This is a genomic window from Kitasatospora sp. NPDC053308, from assembly GCF_055585785.1.
The window spans coordinates 1,103,023-1,120,474 of sequence record NZ_JBVJJY010000001.1 but is presented as its reverse complement, the minus strand read 5'-3'; the positions used below and the strand labels follow the sequence as shown (position 1 = coordinate 1,120,474).

Annotated in this window: 15 protein-coding genes and 1 pseudogene; 8 read left to right on the top strand and 8 right to left on the bottom strand. The window is 73.9% G+C overall.

Translation table 11 applies throughout. The annotated features are described in order from the left end of the window. Positions 1-1,191 carry a macrolide family glycosyltransferase gene (locus ACZ6Y7_RS05180; RefSeq protein ID WP_465756434.1) on the bottom strand — a complete coding sequence of 397 codons (1,191 nt, stop codon included), beginning with the start codon at positions 1,189-1,191 and terminating at the stop codon, positions 1-3. A 99-nt stretch (positions 1,192-1,290) separates the two neighbouring features. On the opposite strand from ACZ6Y7_RS05180, the gene ACZ6Y7_RS05175 reads away from it, so the two are divergent. Beyond that, positions 1,291-1,911: a TetR/AcrR family transcriptional regulator gene (locus ACZ6Y7_RS05175; RefSeq protein ID WP_465756433.1), complete on the top strand. Its 621-nt coding sequence runs from the start codon at positions 1,291-1,293 to the stop codon at positions 1,909-1,911. Here the strand turns inward: ACZ6Y7_RS05175 and ACZ6Y7_RS05170 are convergent. From ACZ6Y7_RS05170 to ACZ6Y7_RS05155, 4 genes and pseudogenes are all read right to left on the bottom strand, one after another. Further along, on the bottom strand, positions 1,889-2,245 hold the full coding sequence (locus ACZ6Y7_RS05170) for a hypothetical protein (RefSeq protein WP_465756432.1): 357 nt from the start codon (positions 2,243-2,245) through the stop codon (positions 1,889-1,891). The two genes, ACZ6Y7_RS05175 and ACZ6Y7_RS05170, sit on opposite strands and share 23 nt — an antisense overlap. 963 nt (positions 2,246-3,208) lie before the next feature. After that, positions 3,209-4,366: pseudogene (locus ACZ6Y7_RS05165) on the bottom strand (GGDEF domain-containing protein); the annotation flags it as partial. 367 nt (positions 4,367-4,733) lie between these two features. Beyond that, positions 4,734-5,858 carry an adenylate/guanylate cyclase domain-containing protein gene (locus ACZ6Y7_RS05160; RefSeq protein WP_465756431.1) on the bottom strand — a complete coding sequence of 375 codons (1,125 nt, stop codon included), beginning with the start codon at positions 5,856-5,858 and terminating at the stop codon, positions 4,734-4,736. A 173-nt stretch (positions 5,859-6,031) separates the two neighbouring features. Further along, positions 6,032-6,925, bottom strand: coding sequence for a biotin--[acetyl-CoA-carboxylase] ligase (locus ACZ6Y7_RS05155; RefSeq protein WP_465756430.1), 894 nt, complete (start codon positions 6,923-6,925; stop codon positions 6,032-6,034). A 242-nt stretch (positions 6,926-7,167) separates the two neighbouring features. Here ACZ6Y7_RS05155 and ACZ6Y7_RS05150 point away from each other — a divergent pair, with 242 nt between their 5' ends. The 6 genes from ACZ6Y7_RS05150 to ACZ6Y7_RS05125 all read left to right on the top strand — a co-directional run bounded on the left by ACZ6Y7_RS05150 (position 7,168) and on the right by ACZ6Y7_RS05125 (position 12,882). Continuing rightward, positions 7,168-8,757, top strand: a complete 1,590-nt coding sequence (locus ACZ6Y7_RS05150) for an acyl-CoA carboxylase subunit beta (RefSeq protein WP_465756429.1) — start codon at positions 7,168-7,170, stop codon at positions 8,755-8,757. A 29-nt stretch (positions 8,758-8,786) separates the two neighbouring features. Further along, positions 8,787-9,008: an acyl-CoA carboxylase subunit epsilon gene (locus ACZ6Y7_RS05145; protein WP_465756428.1), complete on the top strand. Its 222-nt coding sequence runs from the start codon at positions 8,787-8,789 to the stop codon at positions 9,006-9,008. A gap of 158 nt (positions 9,009-9,166) precedes the next feature. Continuing rightward, positions 9,167-9,307, top strand: coding sequence for a morphogenic membrane protein MmpB (mmpB, locus tag ACZ6Y7_RS05140; RefSeq protein ID WP_465756427.1), 141 nt, complete (start codon positions 9,167-9,169; stop codon positions 9,305-9,307). 34 nt (positions 9,308-9,341) lie between these two features. Then, a complete protein-coding gene (locus ACZ6Y7_RS05135; RefSeq protein WP_465756426.1) occupies positions 9,342-9,941 on the top strand; it encodes a Maf family protein in 600 nt (199 codons plus the stop codon). Between the two features lie 194 nt (positions 9,942-10,135). Then, positions 10,136-10,870 (top strand): hypothetical protein, encoded by a 735-nt coding sequence (locus ACZ6Y7_RS05130; protein WP_465756425.1) that lies wholly within the window; start codon positions 10,136-10,138, stop codon positions 10,868-10,870. 236 nt (positions 10,871-11,106) lie between these two features. After that, entirely contained in the window at positions 11,107-12,882 is a 1,776-nt protein-coding gene (locus tag ACZ6Y7_RS05125) for an acetyl/propionyl/methylcrotonyl-CoA carboxylase subunit alpha (protein WP_465756424.1), read from the top strand. A 102-nt stretch (positions 12,883-12,984) separates the two neighbouring features. Here the strand turns inward: ACZ6Y7_RS05125 and ACZ6Y7_RS05120 are convergent, their stop codons facing one another. Beyond that, positions 12,985-13,959, bottom strand: a complete 975-nt coding sequence (locus ACZ6Y7_RS05120) for a DeoR/GlpR family DNA-binding transcription regulator (RefSeq protein ID WP_465756479.1) — start codon at positions 13,957-13,959, stop codon at positions 12,985-12,987. Between the two features lie 236 nt (positions 13,960-14,195). Then, positions 14,196-15,650: an NAD(P)H-quinone dehydrogenase gene (locus tag ACZ6Y7_RS05115; protein ID WP_402222355.1), complete on the bottom strand. Its 1,455-nt coding sequence runs from the start codon at positions 15,648-15,650 to the stop codon at positions 14,196-14,198. Between the two features lie 98 nt (positions 15,651-15,748). Here ACZ6Y7_RS05115 and ACZ6Y7_RS05110 point away from each other — a divergent pair, with 98 nt between their 5' ends. After that, complete coding sequence (locus tag ACZ6Y7_RS05110; RefSeq protein WP_402222358.1) at positions 15,749-16,186, top strand: gamma-glutamylcyclotransferase family protein; 438 nt, start codon at positions 15,749-15,751, stop codon at positions 16,184-16,186. A gap of 74 nt (positions 16,187-16,260) precedes the next feature. Here the strand turns inward: ACZ6Y7_RS05110 and ACZ6Y7_RS05105 are convergent, their stop codons facing one another. Next, complete coding sequence (locus ACZ6Y7_RS05105; RefSeq protein WP_465756423.1) at positions 16,261-17,307, bottom strand: hypothetical protein; 1,047 nt, start codon at positions 17,305-17,307, stop codon at positions 16,261-16,263. Between the last annotated feature and the right edge of the window lie 145 nt (positions 17,308-17,452).

The window sequence follows — 17,452 nt, the reverse complement described above, 5'->3', positions numbered from 1 at the left end:
CTAACGGGCCAGCTCCGCCTCGATCAGATCGGCCGCCCGCGCGGTGCCGCCCTCGGCCCGGCCGGCCGCGGAGAGCTCCCGCAGCCGCTCGGCCACCGCGGGATCGCCGACCAGCTCCAGCAGCGCCGCCCGCAGCGCCTCCGGCGTGGCCTCGGCGGTGTCCAGCCGACGGGCGACGCCGAGGCCCACCAGCGCGTCCGCGTTGGCGAACTGGTCGGCGGCCTGCGGCACCGCGATCATCGGCACCGCGTGGAACAGCCCCTCACTGGAGCCTCCCATGCCCGCGTGGGTGACGAAGGCCTCCGCCTGGGCGAGCACCGACAGCTGCGGCACCCAGCGGTGCACCTCGACGGAGTCCGGCACCTCACCGAGCTCGGCCGGGTCGGTGTGCGCGCCGACCTGCAGCACCGTGTGCCAGCCCGGCAGGTCACCGAAGGCCCGGACGCAGGCCCGGTAGAACGCCGGCTGGTGGGTGAACGCCGAGCCCAGCGACACCAGCAGCACCTTCTCCGCCCCCTCCGGCCGCTGCCACCGCCCCTGGTGGGCCCGGTCGCCGAAGCAGGGGCCGACGAAGCTGATCCGCCGCTCGTCGACCCGGTCGGCGTTGGGCTGAAGGGCGCGCGGGACCAGCGCGACCACCCGCTCCGGGCGGTTCTTGAAGGCCTCCACGTCACGCTGGACGGCCCCCGCGCGCGCCAGCCAGTCGGCGAACCGGCGGTAGTGCTCGGCGCCGCCCGGGCCGGTGCGGATCGCCTCCAGCATCTCCGCCAGGTCCTCCTCGAAGCCCTCCCAGCCGACGAAGGTCGGCGACAGCTGCACGACCGGCACGCCCAGCCGCTCGCCCAGCGCCCGGCCCGCGAAGCCCGCGATGTCGTAGAGCACCAGGTCCGGCCGGTCCTCGGCGAAGGCCTCCAGCAGGACGGGCCACATCGAGAGCGCGTCGTCCAGGAACAGCTCCTGGATCCCCACCGGGTCCTCCGTCCAGCCGTTCGCGTCGTCCGCGAGCGGCAGTTTCGTCGGGTACGGGACGAAGGCGGCACCGGTGGACTCGACGGTCTCCCGGAAGGAGGGGTCGTTGACGTAGCTGACCCGGTGACCGCGGGCGACCAGCTCGGTGATCACGGCGAGGCTGGGATTGACGTGCCCGTGCGCCGGAACGGAAACCATCAGGATGTGGGCGGGGCGGGACATGGGCACCTCCGGGGACAGCGGTTGAGACGAGACGTTCCGTCTCGCCCTTTCGAGACAAGACAATACGTCTCGTCTCGTCGCTTCGCCTAGGATTTTCCCATGACTTCCCGCACCGCCCCCGACCCGGCCCGCCGCAGCGAGCGCTCGCGCACCGCCGTCCTCACCGCCGCCGCCGAACTCGTCGCCGAGATCGGCTACGGCAAGCTCACCATCGAGGCGATCGCCGCCCGCGCCGGCGTCGGCAAGCAGACCATCTACCGGTGGTGGCCGTCGAAGGGAGCGGTCGTCTTCGACGCCTTCCTCGCCGCCAGTGAGCAGGAGGGCGAACTCGCCCTCCCCGACACCGGCGACCTCACCGCCGACCTCCGCGCCGTGCTGCGCCCCACCTGCGACGAACTCGGCGAGCCGGGCACCGACCGCACCTACCGCGCGCTCATCGCCGAGATCCTCAACGACCCCGACCTGCACGCCGAGTACCGCACCCGCCTGCTGGACCCGCTGCTGGAGATCACCCGCGCCCGCCTCCGCAGCGCCCGCGAGGCGGGCCAGATCGCCCCCGACACCGACCTGGACCTGGCCGTCGAACTCCTCTACGGCCCGCTCTACTACCGGTGGCAGTACCGGCTCGGCCCGCTCACCCACGACCACGCCGACCGCCTGGTCGACGCCGCGGTTCGGGCCCTCAACCCATGCGCGGCTACCGACGGTTCGAACGCCTGACCCAGAGCACCACCAGGACCGTCACCAGCAGGCCGACCAGCAGGAGCGTGGTTAGCCACCCGAGGAAGCCGTGGAAGAGCCAGTGGAAGAAGCCGTGCCTCAGCTTCTTCTTGGTCTTCGACTTCGACTTCGACTTCGACCCTGCGAGCTGGGCGATCCGGTGCGCCCCGACCCGGTCCCGCACCTGCGGCGCCCGCTCCGGCGCCGTCCGTGCCGCCCCCGTCGTCCGGACCACCGGCACCACCGACGCCGCCGATGCCGGAGCGGCCGACGCCGCCCCGCCACCGAGCACCAGCACCCCGGCCACCGCCGCACCCAGCCACCGTCTGCCCACGACCCGCCCCCACTCCCGCTCGACCGGCGCCCACCATCCCACCGACACCCCGGCCCTCGGCACCCCCCTGCCCCCGAACGCGACCCACCCGCGACATCCCGGTCACCGAACCGGGACACGCCCGCCCACTCCCGTCACCCCGGCCACGAGCACCCACCCCGAGGCCGCCCGGCCCCACTCCCACGCGGACCCCTCACACCGCCGGCGGCGACGCCGCGCCCGGCGGGGCCACCGCGACGACCAGCACGCGTGCCGCGGATCGCCCGGCCCGGAGGGCGGGCGGCGCCGTCACGCCGAGGCGGCCCCTCAGTCCACCGGCGGAGAGACTCCACCCCCTCGGTCGGCTTCCCCGCCCCTGCGACGAACCCCGCACCACCCGCCCCGAGCGAGCCCGCCTCACACCGCCGGCGGCGACGCCGCGCCCGACAGGGCGACGGCGACGAGGGCGCGCATGGCGCTGGTGGCCTGGCCGAGGGGGAGGGTGGCGTCGTCGGCGAAAAGCTCGACGAGCCAGCCGCCGGCCGGGTTCTGGCCGCCGGCGGCGACCATGCCGCGGTAGCCGGAGACGACCAGCATGGCCTCCTCCGCCGGGTCGTTGCCGGCCGCGCCCGCCCGGAGGGCGAAGGCGCTGCCGCGGACGGCGCGGCGGGTCATCGGGTAGTGCCGCAGGTCGAAGACGGCGTCGGGGGCCTCGATCTGGGCGCGCTGGGTCTCGGCGCGAGTGCTGGTGGGGCCGCTGGTCATCCGGTAGACGGCGTGCTGGGCGGTGCGCATGAAGTGGGAACCGGGCGGGACGTACGAGACCCACCAGCCGACCGCGTCGAGCAGCCGGGCGGAGGTCTCGGCGACGACGACGAGCTTGCCGAGGGTGTCGGCGGGGTGGACGGCCCGGGCGGTGGCCGCCTGGTCGAGGGCGGCGAGGACGGCGGTGAGCAGCTGGCCCGGGTCGGCGCTGTGGGCGGCGCCGCGGAACCGTCGCCGGTCGCCCGCGCCGGCCCGTCCGGTGGGCCCGCGCCGTCCGTCGGCCCGGTGGTGCGGGTCGGCGGCGTCGGCGAGCAGCACGGTGGGGTCGGGCGAGAAGCCGGGGCCGTGGCTGCGTCCGGCGACGACGGGGTGGGCGGCGCGGGCGGCCTTGGCCCGGTACTGGGCGGCGTCGGCGAGCCGGAAGAGCCGGTCGGGGGTGGTCACGGGCCCGATCGAGTCGCCGGTGGAGGCGACCCCGCAGGCGACGCCCTCGCCCTCGGAGAGCGCGAGGGCCCGCGCGCACAGCTCCTCCGCGACGGCGACCACCTCGTCGGCCTTCTGCCCCTCGACGAGCAGGCAGAACTCGTCGCCGCCGAGCCGGGCGGCGAGACTGCCGGGGAGTTTGGCGGCGGCCAGCGAGAGCTGGTGGGCGAACCGTTCCAGCAGCCGGTCGCCCATCTCGTGGCCGAGCTGGTCGTTGACCCGTTTCAGGCCGTTGACGTCGCAGACGACCAACGAGACGACGGTGTTGTCCCGGTTGTGCGCCTCCAGCGCGCTCTCCAGCCGGGCGTCGACCGCGCGCCGGTTGGCGAGGCCGGTGAGCGGGTCGGAGAAGGCGAGTCTGCGCAGGTCGGCGAGGCGCTCGGTCTGCGCGAGTCCGGCCGAGACCTGGGCGGCGAGCAGGGTCGCGTAGTCGGCGTCGGCCTCGGTGAACTCGGGCATGCCGACCGACCGGGCGAGGTAGAGCTCGCCCCAGGCCTGTCCGTGCAGCACGATCGGCGCGACCACGCAGCAGGCCCTCCCGCGCCGGCGCAGCGCCGCGGCGCGTTCCCGGCAGTACGCGCCGGCGGTCGGGTGCACGTGACCGGCGTGCGGCTCGCTGTCCTCGGCGGACTGCAGCCAGGCGCGCGGCAGGCGCCCGGTGGTCCACCGTTCCTCCAGGTACGTGACGATCTCGGGGAAGTCGGCGACGGGGTACGACTCGTCCTCGGGCAGTTCCTCCTCGCCGGCGGCGAGGTCGCCGTGGTTGACCAGGACCCGCAGCCGGCCGGACTCGCGGTCCCAGACCGAGACGGCGGCCATGGTGGCGCCGAGCGCCTCGGTGGCCCGGGCGGCGGCGGCCCGGACGGCCTCCAGCGGGGTGAGCGCGCCGGCCATGTCCTGGGCCAGCTCGACCACGGACTGCAGCCTCAGGTCCGGCAGCGGGTCCCGGTGCGGCGAGCCGCCGCAGTCGCAGCCGCGGTCCGTCATGGTCGCCTCACTGCCCACCGGCTCGCCTCGCTCCCTGTGCTCGGTCCTGCCAGACCCCCGTCGGCCGGCCACACCCGACCGGCCGCTTGCACCAAGACTATGGCCGTTTCATCCGGTTGTGCCCCGTTTTGCCTGGACGGAGCTCCGCCAGACCGTACGGCTTTCAACCGTTCGGCACCCGGGGGCCCGCCCGCCAGGCCCGTCGCCGGACCGCCACGAGGCTCCCACCGGACCGCCACGGGAACCCCACGGACGAGGCCCCGCGAGAGTGGCCCTACTCCGGCTTCAGCCGCCGGGTGAGCAGCCACGGCTCGACCAGCCCGAGCCCGCGCACCGGCCGCCGCCACATCGGCTGCAGGTGGAACCGGGCCTCGGCCTCCGGCCCCGGCATCGGCAGCCCGGAGGCGGGCATCCCGGCGGCGGCCGACAGCGCTTCGGCGAGGCCCGGCCCCTCCGAGTCGGCCGGGGCGACGCTGCCGTTCTGCTCCAGCGCGGCGGCGAACTCGCCGTCGATCAGCACCGCGTCCTTGGGCGCGATCGAGGTGAGCCGGCTGGCCAGGTTGACGGTGGTGCCGAAGACGTCGCCCATCCGCGAGGTGACCGTGCCGAAGGCCATGCCGACCCGCAGCGGCGGGATGGCGTCGTCCTCGGCCAGCGCCTCGATCAGGCTGAGCGCGATCTCGGCGGCGGTCGCCGGGTCCTCGGAGACGTAGAGGATCTCGTCGCCGAGGGTCTTGATCACCCGGCCGCCCTGTCCGGCGATCAGGTCGGAGCAGGTGTTCTCGAAGGTCTCGACGAGTTCGCCGAGCTCCTCCTCCTCCAGCCGGCGGGAGAGCCGGGTGAAGCCGACCAGGTCGGCGAAGCCGACGGCGAGCCGCCCGCTGGTGATCTCGTGGTCCTCGGCGGCCTGCACCACCCGGCCGGTGACGGCGGCCAGCTGGCGCCGCCAGACGTACACCAGGAACTGCTCCAGCTCCGGCAGCAGCAGCTCGACCAGCGGGTACGCGACGTCGGCGCGGGTCAGCCCGGGTTCGACGGACTGGGTGAGGTTCTCCAGGAAGGTGTCCATCTGCCAGCCGGCCAGCCGGGCCGTGGTCTGGCCGGTGGACCGGGCGACCTGGATCGCCATCGACTCGCTCAGCAGTCCGGACTCGACCAGGCCGGCCAGTCGCCGCAGCGCGATCACGTCCCCGTCGGTGAGCGCCCGGGACTGGCCGATGTCGGGGAAGCCCATCGCCCGCCAGAAGCGGGTGGCCAGCTCCATCGGGACGTCGGCGGCACGCGCGGCCTGGTACGGCGTGTAACGGCGTGGCGCGTCCAGGATCAGGCGTTCCAGTTCGAGCGCGACCGTGGGGTCGTGGCTGCCCGCCGTCGTGCCGCTGCTGCCGTCCTCTGCCACCGGTCCGTCCCCGTGCGGTCGCCGCACTCGCCTCGTGTCCTACCTGTCCGGGCGCGTCGCCCGCCACCCAGGCGGGCAGTGGCGCGCCTCACACCGCTGCCAGGTGGAATGTTCGCACGGAATCGCCGGATCCGGGGCATCCGCCCGGGTCAAGGAGAGGTGAAGACTGCCGTTCAGCGGGGTTCGGGGCGCACGTGCACGACGTCGCCCGCGCCGACCGCCCGGCGTGCGCCGTCGGGCGTACGAACCACCAGCCGCCCGTCGCCGTCGATCGCCACCGCCTCGCCGAACAGCTCGGTGTCACCGGGCAGGTGGACCCTCACGTCGCGGCCGAGCGTGGTGCAGCGGTCGACGTAGGCGCGCAGCAGGTCGCTGGCGTGCGGGTCCCCGGCGGCGGCCGTCCACTCGCGGTACAGCTCGGCGAGTTCGCGCAGCAGGGCGCGCAGCAGGGTGCCGCGGTCGGTGGTGGCGGCGCCGGCCAGCGCGAGCGAGGCGGCGGTCGGGACGGGCAGCTCCTCGGCCCGCAGCGTGACGTTGAGCCCGAGGCCGACGACCACCGCGCCGCCGGCCAGCTCGGTGAGGATCCCGCCGATCTTGCGCTCCGCGCCGTCGACCTCCACCTGCAGGTCGTTGGGCCACTTGAGGCCGACCTCGACCTCCGCGACCCGGCCGAGCGTACTGGCGGCGGCCAACCCGACCAGGATCGGCAGCCAGCCGTAGCGCTCGACCGGCACCTCCTCGGGGCGCAGCAGCACCGACAGGAACAGACCGGAGCGGGCCGGGGCGGTCCACTGCCGGTCCATCCGGCCGCGCCCGGTGCTCTGCGCCTCGGCGACCAGCACGGCTCCCTGGGGGGCGCCGTCCTTGGCGCGGGCGGCGAGGTCGCTGTTGGTGGAGCCGGTCTCGGAGACGACGTCCAGGGAGGTCCAGAGGCCGCCGGGCACGAGCAGGTCGCGGCGCAGCGCCTCGTCGTCGAGCGGCGGCCGGTCCAGGTCGGTCCAGGGGGACGGTCCGGTGTGGCCGAAGCCGCGCAGTCCGCTGCGGCGGGGAGTCTCGGGTGCGGTCATGGGGAAGACCCTAGGGTGTGAGCGCAGCCGGGGGGCGTAGGCCGACCCATCGTCCCGCAGATCGGGCGTCAGCAAAACTGTGTCGATGGCCATAACGCCGGGACATGACGGATAGCCCTCCGCGCTGGCTACGCTACCCAGCGGTAGTTCGTAGCGCCGCCCTGCCCTCATGCGCGGGCCCCACCGATCCGGTCCGCGCGCACTCGAACAGGTCGCGGCCATGGATCAGGGAGAGCCACCGGATGACCGAGGCGCCGTACGACCCCCACACGACCGCCGGCAAGCTCGCCGACCTGCGGCGCAGGCTGGACGAGGCGGTGCACTCCGGCTCCGCCAAGGCCGTCGAGAAGCAGCACGCCAAGGGCAAGCTGACCGCCCGCGAACGCGTCGTGGAGCTGCTGGACGAGGACTCCTTCGTGGAGTTCGACGAGTTCGCCCGGCACCGCTCGACCAACTTCGGCCAGGAGAGGAACCGCCCCTACGGCGACGGCGTGGTGACCGGCTACGGCACCGTCGACGGCCGCCAGGTCGCGGTCTTCGCCCAGGACTTCACCGTCTTCGGCGGCTCCCTCGGCGAGGTCTTCGGCGAGAAGATCGTCAAGGTGATGGACTTCGCGCTGAAGACCGGCTGCCCGGTCATCGGCATCAACGACTCCGGCGGCGCCCGGATCCAGGAGGGCGTGGTCTCGCTCGGCCTGTACGGCGAGATCTTCCGCCGCAACGTGCACGCCTCGGGCGTCATCCCGCAGATCTCGCTGATCATGGGCCCCTGCGCGGGCGGCGCGGTGTACTCCCCCGCGATCACCGACTTCGTGGTGATGGCCGACCAGACCTCGCACATGTTCATCACCGGCCCGGACGTCATCAAGACCGTCACCGGTGAGGACGTCGGCATGGAGGAGCTGGGCGGCGCCCGCACCCACAACACCAAGTCCGGCAACGCGCACTACCTGGCCTCGGACGAGAAGGAGGCGGTCGAGTACGTCAAGAGCCTGCTCTCGTACCTGCCCTCCAACAACCTGAGCGACCCGCCGTCCTACCCGGAGCAGGCCGACCTCACGCTCACCGACGAGGACCTCGAACTCGACGTGATCGTGCCGGACTCGGCGAACCAGCCGTACGACATGCGCAAGGTCATCGAGCACATCGTCGACGACGGCGAGTTCCTGGAGACCCAGCCGCTGTACGCGGGCAACATCATCACCGGCTTCGGCCGGGTCGAGGGCCAGTCGGTGGGCATCGTCGGCAACCAGCCGATGGACCTGGCCGGCTGCCTGGACATCAACGCCAGCGAGAAGGCCGCCCGCTTCATCCGCACCTGCGACTCGTTCAACATCCCGGTGCTGACCTTCGTGGACGTGCCCGGCTTCCTGCCCGGCACCGAGCAGGAGTGGGACGGCATCATCCGCCGCGGCGCCAAGCTGATCTACGCCTACGCCGAGGCGACCGTCCCGCTGATCACCGTGATCACCCGCAAGGCCTTCGGCGGCGCGTACGACGTCATGGGCTCCAAGCACCTGGGCGCCGACCTCAACCTGGCCTGGCCGACCGCCCAGATCGCCGTCATGGGCGCGCAGGGCGCGGTCAACATCCTGCACCGCCGGGAGATCGCCGAGGCCGAGGCGGCCGGGAACGTCGAGGCGAAGCGGGCCGAGCTGATCGCCTCGTACGAGGACACCCTGCTGAACCCGTACCTGGCGGCCGAACGCGGCTATGTGGACGCCGTCATCGCGCCGAGCGAGACGCGCCGGCACATCGTCCGGGGTCTGCGGGCGCTGCGCGGCAAGCGCGAGGTGCTGCCGCCGAAGAAGCACGGAAACATCCCCCTGTAGGCCCCGTCCCTGTCGGGAGAGAACCAGCCATGTCCCCGATCCACGTGCTGCACGGGCAGCCGACCCCCGAGGAGCTGGCCACCGTTCTGGCGGTGGTCCAGGCCCGGGCCGCCGCCGCGCAGGCCGCCGCCGAGGCGGCGCGTCAGGCCGGCGCCGGCCCGGCCTCCCCTTGGAACGACCGCTCCCGCCTGCTCCGCCCCACCCTCCACCCCGGCGTCAACGCCTGGCGGACCTCGGGCTGGGCGCACTGAGCCGACCGTAGGAGGAGCGGGAAGTCGGCCCGCCCGACTTCCCGCTCCTCCGCTCGCCCCCTCCCGGCGCCGCACGAAGCGGGGAGCTCGCCGGAACGTCCGAAACCTGAGTACGGATACTCAGGCGCCCGACCCCGGGCGCGGCGCACTCTGGACGGGTGCTCTGGTCAGACCCCCGCGACGAGCCCTCGCCCGAGGCCCGTCGGATGCAGGAGCGGATGCAGCGGGCCGGCCGGGTGCTCTTCGCCCTGGTGCTGGTGGGCTCCGCCCTGATCATGGTCACGCGGTACTTCACCTGAACGGCGGACACCGCGACCCCCTAGTCTGGTGGGCATGACCGACCGACGCGCCCTCGTCCTCGCCTCCGCCTCCCCCGCCCGCCTCGGACTGCTGCGCCAGGCGGGTCTCGACCCGCGCGTGGTGGTCAGCGGCGTCGACGAGGACGCGATCAGCGCGGCCTCCCCCGCCGAGCTCGCGCTCGTGCTGGCCGAGGCCAAGGCGAAGGCCGTCGCCGCCGAACTCGCCGGCGGCGAGCTGGTGATCGGCTGCGACTCCGTCCTGGAGCTGGACGGCCAGGCTCTCGGCAAGCCCGCCGACGCCGCCGAGGCGGTGGCCCGCTGGCAGTCCATGCGCGGCCGCTCCGGGGTGCTGCGCACCGGCCACTGCGTGATCGACACGGTGACGGGCCGGCAGTCCTCGGCCACCGCCTCCACCACCGTCCGCTTCGGCACCCCCGACGACGACGAGGTCGCCGCGTACGTCGCCTCCGGAGAACCGCTGTACGTGGCCGGGGCGTTCACCCTGGACGGCCGCTCGGCACCGTTCATCGAGGGCATCGACGGCGACCCGGGCAACGTCATCGGCCTCTCCCTGCCGCTGCTGCGCCGCCTGCTCGCCGACCTGGACGTCCGGATCGTCGACCTCTGGGCCTGAGACGACCGCCGTCCCCGAGAGCACCTCGGGGCCCGAGACGAACGCCGGGCCCGAGCCACACACCGGGCCCGACGCCGGGCGACCCGCTCCCCGTACGCCCCTCGCCCGCTCGATCCGTGCGCCAACCGACCTGCCGCACCCGCCGGTTGTCCCTCTAAGCTGACGGGCGTTTCGACCGGGGAGGGAACGCGGGGATGACCGACAGCGTGCTCAACGTGGTGCTGGGCCTGGTGGCCAGCGCCATCAGCGCCGGCCTCGGCTGGCTCGCGCAGGCCCTGCGGCGCCGCCGCAGGGTCGAACGGGTGCGGGAGTTCTTCGGCCTGCCGGCCGACAGCGAGTGCCTGATCGTGGTGCCGCGCAGCGTCGGCACCGGCTCGCACGCCCACACCGTGACCCGCCGGGACGCCTACGCCCTGATGTGGCTGGCCGGTCTGGTCGAGGAGTGCGGGGCGCGGCCCGAACTGATCGCGCACGACGCCGCGCACCGGGGCCTGGGCGCCAAGACCGAGCTCTGCCTGGGCGGCCCGGTCGCCAACGAGCGGATGGCCGCCCACCTGGCCTGGGGCCTGCCGGGGGTGCTGGTCACCTCCGGCCCCGGGCCTGGCAGCAACGTCCTGGTGGTGGGCGAGCGCGAGTTCACCGCCGACCGCGACCAGGCGCACGCCCTGCTGGCCCGCATCGCCACCCCGGACGGCGGCCGGCCGGTGTTCCTGGTCGCCGGCCAGACCGGCGTCGCCAACCAGGCCGGCGTGCGCTACCTGGTGTCCCACCACCGTCAGCTGGCCCGCACGCACGGCCGCGACAGCACCTTCGCGCTCGTCCTGCGGGTGGTCAAGCCGGAGGCGTACGGGCCGGACATGGTGGAGCTGGCGGCGGACGTGACGGCCGAGGCCGTGCAGCGGCCCGGCGTCCGCTCCGGCGCCGCTTGAGCGGTCCGCGCGAGAGTGTGGCCCATGCCACCGTCCCGCCACGCCGTCGCCCCGTCACCCGCCGTGGCCCCCACCGCCGTGACCCCACCACGCGCGACCTACGAAGTCTTCGTACCGGCTGGTAGCGGGGGCCGCGATCCCATCACCGAGCGTGTGGGATAGTTCACAACCGGGGGCTACTCGCCGGTACTGCCCAGGAATCCATAAACTCAACGAGGTTCAAGAAGGGAGCCACAGTGCGCAAGGTGCTCATCGCCAACCGCGGGGAAATCGCCGTCCGCGTCGCCCGGGCCTGCTCGGACGCCGGTATCGCCAGCGTCGCCGTCTACGCCGAGCCGGACCGGGATGCGCTGCACGTCCGCGTGGCCGACGAGGCTTACGCGCTGGGCGGTGACACCCCCGCCACCAGCTACCTGGACATCGCCAAGGTCCTGAAGGCGGCCGCCGACTCCGGCGCGGACGCCGTCCACCCCGGCTACGGGTTCCTGTCGGAGAACGCCGACTTCGCCCAGGCCGTCCTCGACGCGGGTCTGATCTGGATCGGCCCGCCGCCGCAGGCCATCCGCGACCTCGGTGACAAGGTCACCGCCCGGCACGTGGCGCAGCGCGCCGGTGCGCCGCTGGTCGCCGGTACGCCGGACCCGGTCTCGGGCGCCGACGAGGTCGTCGCGTTCGCCCGGGAGCACGGCCTGCCGGTCGCCATCAAGGCGGCCTTCGGCGGCGGCGGCCGCGGCCTCAAGGTCGCCCGCACCCTGGAGGAGATCCCGGAGCTGTACGACTCCGCGGTGCGCGAGGCGGTCGCCGCCTTCGGTCGCGGCGAGTGCTTCGTCGAGCGCTACCTGGACAACCCGCGGCACGTGGAGACCCAGTGCCTCGCCGACAAGCACGGCAACGTGGTGGTCGTCTCCACCCGTGACTGCTCGCTGCAGCGCCGGCACCAGAAGCTGGTCGAGGAGGCGCCCGCGCCGTTCCTGACCCCCGAGCAGAACGCCGAGCTGTACCGGGCGTCCAAGGCCATCCTGAAGGAGGCCGGCTACCAGGGCGCCGGGACCTGCGAGTTCCTGGTGGCGCAGGACGGCACGATCTCCTTCCTGGAGGTGAACACCCGTCTGCAGGTGGAGCACCCGGTCACCGAGGAGGTCACCGGCCTCGACCTGGTCCGCGAGATGTTCCGGATCGCCGACGGCGAGGAGCTCGGCTACGACGACCCCGAGGTGCGCGGTCACTCCTTCGAGTTCCGCATCAACGGCGAGGACCCGGGCCGCAACTTCCTGCCCGCGCCCGGCACCGTGACGCTGTTCTCCCCGCCGAGCGGCCCGGGCGTGCGCCTGGACTCCGGCGTGGAGACCGGCTCGGTCATCGGCCCGGCCTGGGACTCCCTGCTGGCCAAGCTGATCGTCAGCGGCCGCGACCGCAAGCAGGCCCTGGAGCGGGCCCGCCGCGCGCTGAGCGAGTTCAAGGTGGAGGGCATGGCCACCGCCCTCCCGTTCCACCAGGCGGTCGTCACCGACCCGGCGTTCGCGCCCGAGGTGCACGGCAGCGACGAGCCGTTCAAGGTCTACACCCGGTGGATCGAGACCGACTTCGACAACACCATCCCGCCGTTCAGCGGCGCGGCCGGTGACGGCGAGGAGGCCGAGGGCCGCGAGACCGTCGTGGTCGAGGTCGGCGGGAAGCGGATCGAGGTCTCGCTGCCGTCCTCGCTGGGCGTCGCGTCGGCCCCGGCGGCCGGCGCCGCGGGTGCCGCCAAGGCCAAGCGCCGGGTGGGCGCCAAGAAGGCCGGTTCGGCCGTCAGCGGTGACACCCTGGCCTCGCCGATGCAGGGCACCATCGTCAAGGTCGCCGTCGAGGAGGGCCAGGTCGTCGCCGAGGGCGAGCTGATCGTGGTCCTGGAGGCGATGAAGATGGAGCAGCCGCTGAACGCCCACAAGGCGGGCACCGTCGTCGGCCTCAAGGCCGAGGTGGGCGGGAGCGTCAGCAGCGGCGCCGCGCTCTGCGAGATCAAGGACTGACCCCCGCCCTCGTCGGGGGCCGTCAATCCTTCGACCGGTCCGTACGCCCTTCGGGGTGTGCGGACCGGTCGTGTTTCCAGCTCGTCCGGGGAGCGTCCGCGCTCAGCGTCCGCGCGGGAGGCCCAGTTCGGCCAGCCGGACCGGCATCCCGCCGTGGCCGACCGGCCCGCCCGGGCTGCCCGGGCCGCCGTGGGCGCCGGGACGGCGCTGGCCGGGCAGCGGGGTGCCGCCGGGGGGCGGGGCGCCGCGGCGGGCCATCGGGCCCGGCTGGGTCTGGTGGACCGGCCCGCTGCCGGTGCCGTGCACCGGGGCGTCCCCGCTGGGGGCGGCCCCGATCGGCGCCAGGTCGATCTGCACCCCGCAGTCGGCGAGCGCGTCCAGTTCGCGGGCGGTGGCGTCGTCCGCGGTGGCCTGCTCGTCGGTGACCAGGCGGGTGATCGTCTCGGTGGCGACGGTCGGGAACATGCTGTCCGTGCCGAGCTTGGTGTGGTCGGCGAGGACGATGACCTCGGCGGCCGACTGCACCAGTGCCCGGTCCACGCTCGCGGACAGCATGTTCGCGGTCGACAGGCCGCGTTCGGCGGTCAACCCGCTGCCGGAGATGAAGGCCTTGGTGACCCGCAGCCCCTGCAGCGACTGCTCGGCGCCGCTGCCCACCAGGGCGTAGTTGGAGCCGCGCAGCGTCCCGCCGGTCATCACCACCTCGACCCGGTTGGCGTGCGCCAGCGCCTGGGCGACCAGCAGCGAGTTGGTGACCACCGTCAGCCCGGGCACCCGGGCGAGCCGGCGGGCCAGCTCCTGGGTGGTGGTACCGGCGCCGACCACCACCGCGTCACCCTCCTCCACCAGGCCGGCGGCGAGGTCCGCGATGGCGCTCTTCTCCGCCGCGGACAGGTGCGTCTTCTGTGGGTAGCCGGGTTCGCGGCTGAAGCCGCCGGGGAGCACCGCGCCGCCGTGCCGGCGGTCGAGGAGCCCTTCTGCCTCCAGCGCCCGCACGTCACGGCGCACGGTCACTTCGGAGGTCTGGACGACGCGGGCCAACTCCCGGAGCGAGACGGCTCCGTTGGCGCGCACCATTTCGAGGATCAACTGGCGACGTTCTGCAGCAAACACAGAACCGACGGTAACCTGCGTGACCGTCTGCTTTCAGGCGTTTGCAGCTGGTAGCTGGAATTGCTCACGCACGAGCGGCGCGTGACCGTACAATACGCGCCGTCAACAACCCGGGACTGCGCCCGCCGTCCGGGTGACGATCATCCCTGCGCGAAGGGCGGCCACCGATCGGTGACCGCCCTCAACTCCGCGCCTTGAGCTCAGGATTCGCCGTCGGCCCGCTTGCGGATGTGCAGCTGCCGGGCGGCCTCGGCGGTCGAGCCGGAGACGGACGGGTAGACGGTGAACGCGCTGGCCACCTGTTCGACCGTCAGATTGGCGTCCACCGCGAGCGAGATCGGGTGGATCAGCTCGCTGGCACGCGGGGCGACGACCACGCCGCCCACCACGATGCCGGTGCCCGGGCGGCAGAACAGCTTCACGAAGCCGTCCCGGATGCCCTGCATCTTCGCCCGCGGGTTGCCGCGCAGCGGGAGCTTGACCACGACGGCGTCCATCTTGCCGCACTGGACGTCGGCGGCGGTGTAGCCGACGGTGGCGATCTCCGGGTCGGTGAAGACGTTGGAGGCCACGGTCTTGAGGTTCAGCGGCTGCACCGCGTCGCCGAGCGCGTGGTACATGGCGATCCGGCCCTGCATGGCCGCCACCGAGGCGAGCATGAAGACGCCGGTGCAGTCGCCGGCCGCGTAGACGCCCGGGGCGGTGGTCCGGGAGACCCGGTCGACCTGGATCTGGCCCCAGTCGTTGAGCTTGACCCCGGCCTCCTCCAGGCCCATCTCGGAGGTGTTGGGGATCGAGCCGACCGCCATCAGGCAGTGCGAGCCCTCGATGACCTTGCCGTCGGCCAGGGTCACCTCGACCCGGTCGCCGATCCGCTTGACGCTCTCGGCGCGCGAACGGCCCATCACGTTCATGCCGCGGCGGCGGAAGACGTCCTCCAGCACCTCGGCGGCGTCCGGGTCCTCGCCCGGCAGCACCCGGTCGCGGCTGGAGACCAGGGTGACCTTGGAGCCGAGCGCCTGGTAGGCGCCGGCGAACTCGGCACCGGTCACGCCGGAACCGACCACGATCAGCTCGCGGGGCAGCTCCTCCAGGTCGTACACCTGGGTCCAGGTCAGGATCCGCTCGCCGTCCGGCTGGGCGTCCGGCAGCTCGCGCGGGTGGGCGCCGGTGGCGATCAGCACCGCGTCGGCGCGCAGCGACTGCACGGTGCCGTCGGGCGCGTCCACCAGGACCTCGCGGGAGCCGTCCACGGCCTGCCCGCCGGTGCCGAGCCGGCCACGGCCGCGCAGCACGGTGACCCCGGCGCGGGTGACGGACTGGGTGATGTCGTGGGACTGGGCGATCGCCAGGCGCTTCACACGGCGGTTGACCTTGCCCAGGTCCACGCCGACGACCTTGGCGGCCTGCTCGTTCGGGGGCGTGTCGTCGGCGACGATGATGCCGAGTTCCTCGTACGAGCTGTCGAAGGTGGTCATCACCTCCGCGGTCGCGATCAGGGTCTTCGACGGAACGCAGTCCGTGAGCACCGCCGATCCGCCCAGACCGTCGCGGTCGACGACGGTCACCTCCGCGCCGAGCTGTGCGGCGACGAGAGCCGCCTCGTAGCCGCCGGGTCCGCCACCGATGATCACGATCCGAGTCACGCTCCCCATTGTCCCGCACGCCGAGAGCGCCGCCACGCCGGGGTCCGGCCTCCGCGGGATCGCCCGGTCGCCCCGGTCCGCCCGCCGCCCGGGCTACGCTGGCACCCATGCCCCTTTACGCCGCGTATGCCACCAACCTCGATGCCCGGCAGATGACTCGCCGAGCCCCGCACTCCCCGCTGCGCGGCACGGGGTGGCTGGACGGCTGGCGGCTCACCTTCGGCGGCGAGCAGCTCGGCTGGGAGGGCTCGCTGGCCACCGTCGTCGAGGACGAGAAGGACCAGGTCTTCGTCTCGCTGTACGACGTCTCGCCGATGGACGAGGACGGCCTGGACCGCTGGGAGGGCGTCCAGCTCGGCATCTACCGCAAGATCAAGCTGCGGGCGCAGACCCTGGACGGCTCCATCCCGGTCTGGACGTACGTGCTCAACGACTACGAGGGCGGCCTGCCGGCGGCCCGCTACCTCGGCCTGATCGCCGACGCCGCCGAGAGCGCCGGCGCCCCGGACGACTACGTCATGGACCTGCGCCGCCGCCCCTGCTGACCGTCACCCCTGGCCGCCCGTCGTCCCCACCGGCCGTCGCCCCCGCCGACCGGTGGCCCCGCCGACCGGTGGCCTCAGGGCTGCCTGACGCTCCAGCCGCGCGCCGTCTCCGCCAGCACCCCGGCTACCACCGCGCGCCGGGCCGGCTCGGTGCGCAGCCCGTTGCCCAGCTCGACGTGCAGCCACGGCACCCCGACACCGGCCGCGAACCGGCCCTCCACGTTCGTGGTGCCCTCCAACTGACCGCACTTCTCCCGCCAGGCCCGGCAGACCGCGTACCCGGCCCGGCCCAGCCCGGCGGCGGTGAGCTCGGCGGCCGGGCCGGCCTGCCCGGCGCCGCTGGAGACCACCGCGTCCTGCCCGGGCAGGCTGCCCTCGTCGAAGCCGTGCACCTGGATCCCGGGCAGCCCGCGCCCGGTGAGCGCCTCGACCACGGCGGCGAAGACCGTGTCGGAGCGGTGCGCCACGTCCGAGGAGCCGTCCGCCCCGGCCCGGCGGTGCGCCCCGGCGAGCACCAGCACGCCGCCCGGCGCGGCCCGGAACAGCTCCACGCCGAGCGCCTCGGTACGGGCGTCCGACACCGGGTGCGGCACCTGGACGGTCCAGGTCGGCCGCGTCGACAGGTCCAGGTAGATCCGGCCCCAGCCGCGGCCGCCGTCCCCGCCCGCCCCGCCGTCGCCACCCGCCCCGGCGATCTCGGCGATCTCGCCCACCCGGCGGCCGGTCGCGGCCTCGGTGAAGCCGGTCAGCCGGTAGCCGGCCCGGGCCAGCTCCCGGCCCGCCTGCTCGGACTGCCCGTCCAGCGCGCCGAGCACGCCGTCGGCCACCGCCCGGCGCTGCGCCGCGTCCGGCGCGGTGTACGGACCGGACGGCGAGAAATCCGCGGTGTACGCGTCCACCCGGGCCGCCAGGTCCACCGGCGCCGGGCCGGAGGGCACCGGGAGGGCCCGCGGCCGGTCCTGCCCGCCGCGCACGGCCAGGGTCAGCACCCCGGCCAGCGCCGCCAGCACCAGCAGCACCGCCAGCGGCAGCGCTCTGCGTCGCGAACCCCGAGTCTCCATGGCGGTCGAACCTACCGTGCCGAGCGCCTTGACCATGATCCGCGCCGGGTTCGAAGGCATCGAGACCCAAGCGCCATCGGATCGACACCGATACGTGACAGCTTTCGGTGAACCGCTTCGTACGCTGGTTCGGCTTGACCAACTCTTGATCATCGCTTGACCGGGCAGGCCGGCCACCGCCATCCCGGAGCCGGCACGGCGAGCC